Source organism: Mesorhizobium sp. M7A.F.Ca.MR.362.00.0.0 (genome assembly GCF_004023175.1).
Lineage (GTDB): Bacteria > Pseudomonadota > Alphaproteobacteria > Rhizobiales > Rhizobiaceae > Mesorhizobium.
The window spans coordinates 1-1,805 of the sequence record NZ_RZTF01000671.1; the positions used below are offsets into that span (position 1 = coordinate 1).

3 protein-coding genes are annotated in these 1,805 nt (G+C 62.0%); 1 reads left to right on the forward strand and 2 read right to left on the reverse strand.

From position 1 onward, the window contains the following. On the forward strand, positions 1–377 hold a 377-nt coding region (locus EOC06_RS36655; protein WP_164898980.1), incomplete at its 5' end, for a response regulator. Positions 378–540: 163 nt separating this feature from the next. Here the strand turns inward: EOC06_RS36655 and EOC06_RS36660 are convergent. Together EOC06_RS36660 and EOC06_RS44940 are read right to left on the reverse strand one after the other, a co-directional pair. Further along, a complete protein-coding gene (locus EOC06_RS36660) occupies positions 541–1,476 on the reverse strand; it encodes a ribose-phosphate pyrophosphokinase (protein WP_013530002.1) in 936 nt (311 codons plus the stop codon). Positions 1,477–1,539: 63 nt separating this feature from the next. Further along, positions 1,540–1,671 (reverse strand): hypothetical protein, encoded by a 132-nt coding sequence (locus EOC06_RS44940; RefSeq protein ID WP_256747485.1) that lies wholly within the window; start codon positions 1,669–1,671, stop codon positions 1,540–1,542. Between the last annotated feature and the right edge of the window lie 134 nt (positions 1,672–1,805).

The following is a 1,805-nucleotide window of genomic DNA, read 5'->3' on the forward strand; positions in this document are numbered from 1 at the left end:
TGGCCGGGCTGCACGTGCTGTGCATCGACAACGACGCCCGCATCCTAGAGGGCATGCGGCTCCTGCTCGAAGGCTGGGGTTGCAACGTCGACACCGTGTCCGGTTCAAAGGATCTGGAAAGCGTGGTGACACACCGCCCGGACATCGTCCTTGCCGACTACCATCTCGACGGCGAAACGGGTCTCGATATCATCGTCAGGCTGCGCGCGCTCCATGGCGACACCCTGCCGGCCGTGCTGGTCACCGCAGACCGCTCCAATGAGGTGCGCACGGCCGCCGGCGGGCTCGAGATTGCGGTGATCAACAAACCGCTCAAACCAGCGGTATTGCGCTCGATGATGGCCAGGGTCAGGCCACTGGCACCGGCGGCCGAATAGCAGCAAAGGCGCCCGGTCTCAGCCCTGGTGTCCGAGGGTGGAGTCCTAGAGCATTTCACCGTTTCACGGAAAACGGCGATCTGCTCTAACTCTTTGTTTTAACGCAATTCTAAACGGAAAACCGCTTCACACTTTCCCTAGAATTGCTCTAGCTGGAATTGCTCTAGTCGAACAGGCTCGACACCGATTCCTCGGTCGCGGTGCGCGAAATGGCTTCGCCCATGAGGTCGGCGATCGAGATGACGCGGATGTTGGGCGCGTCGAGCACGCCCTGGGTGGGCTGGATGGAATCGGTGATCACCAGTTCCTGCAGCTTCGAGCCGCTGATGCGGGCAACCGCACCGCCCGACAGCACACCGTGGGTGATGTAGGCGGTGACACTGGTGGCGCCGTTGGCCAGCAGTGCATCGGCGGCGTTGCACAGCGTGCCGCCGGAATCGACGATGTCGTCGATCAGCAGGCAATCCTTGCCGGCGACCGCGCCGATGATGTTCATGACTTCCGATTCACCGGGCCGTTCGCGGCGCTTGTCGACGATGGCCAGTTGCGCATCGAAGCGCTTGGCCAGCGCACGGGCGCGGACCACGCCGCCAATATCGGGCGAGACCACCACGACGTTGCCGAGTTGCTTGTATTTGGCCTTCACGTCGCGGGCCATCACCGGCACAGAAAACAGATTGTCGGTCGGAATATCGAAGAAGCCCTGGATCTGGCCGGCATGCAGGTCAAGTGTCAGAACGCGGTCGACACCGGCGCGGGTGATCATGTTGGCGACCAGCTTGGCCGAGATCGGCGTGCGGCCGGAGGCGCGGCGGTCCTGCCTGGCGTAGCCGAAATAGGGGATGACCGCCGTGATGCGCTTGGCCGAGGAACGCATGAAGGCATCGATCATGATGAGCAATTCCATCAAATGATCGTTGGTCGGGAACGAGGTCGATTGCAGGATGAAGACATCCTCGCCGCGCACGTTTTCCTGGATTTCGACGAAGATTTCCTGGTCGGCGAAGCGCCTGACCGTGGCTTTGCCCAGCGGGACGTTGAGGTACCGGGCGACCGCTTCGGCCAGCACCCTGTTGGAATTGCCCGCGAAGAGTTTCATGCACGGTTCCTGGTGGAGGATGATGAGACCTGACGGACTCGCTTGCGCCCTTTAACCGGGCTTTTAGCGGCCCGCGCCGGTATTGCAAGCGCCGAGATCGGGAATCCGCCGGCTAAACTCAAGAAAGCTCCGCGCCATCGCCGGGCTGCAACAGGGAGCAGCGGACTTGCGCTGCTCCTTCTTCTCGTTGGGCATTGGATTTTCCCAAAACCGTCTCCACTTTTTGGGTCCGATGCCTCTAGCCCGCCTTGCCGCCGAGCCAGGCCGCGAATTGGTCGATGGTCTGGTCGGCGATCGTCTGCATGGTGGCCGGCGAGACCCCCTTCCAG

Excerpts from the sequence above, each read along its gene's own strand:
- EOC06_RS36660 (WP_013530002.1), bottom strand. The coding sequence starts at position 1,476 with ATGAAACTCTTCGCGGGCAATTCCAACAGGGTGCTGGCCGAAGCGGTC.
- EOC06_RS44940 (WP_256747485.1), bottom strand. The coding sequence starts at position 1,671 with ATGCCCAACGAGAAGAAGGAGCAGCGCAAGTCCGCTGCTCCCTGTTGC.